The following is a 287-nucleotide window of genomic DNA, read 5'->3' on the forward strand; positions in this document are numbered from 1 at the left end:
TTCCTAGGCTACGGCTTTCATACAGAGGTTCCTCATTTCTCCACGTTCGGGAAGAACTATGTCCGTCGATTCGCAGATACTGATCTGTTCGAGCAGATCTTCTATAAAGTACTAAACGAGGTGGCAAACCGTGGGCTTCTCAGCCCAGAACATGTCTTTATTGATTCTACCCATGTGAAAGCGAGTGCGAATAAGAGAAAGTTTGAGAAGAAGGTTGTTCGTAAAGAGACGCGGGCTTATGAGAAGAGGCTCCAGAAGGAGCTCAACATAGATCGGGAAAAGAATGG

The 287-nt window shown here is 46.0% G+C and carries 1 protein-coding gene; it reads left to right on the forward strand.

Annotated elements, in window-relative coordinates:
- Positions 1 to 287: transposase (locus AWV70_RS19735; protein ID WP_160327690.1), on the forward strand; the 287-nt coding region annotated here is incomplete at both ends.

This window comes from Sporosarcina koreensis (genome assembly GCF_001531445.1).
GTDB classification, from domain to species: Bacteria; Bacillota; Bacilli; order Bacillales_A; family Planococcaceae; genus Sporosarcina; species Sporosarcina koreensis_C.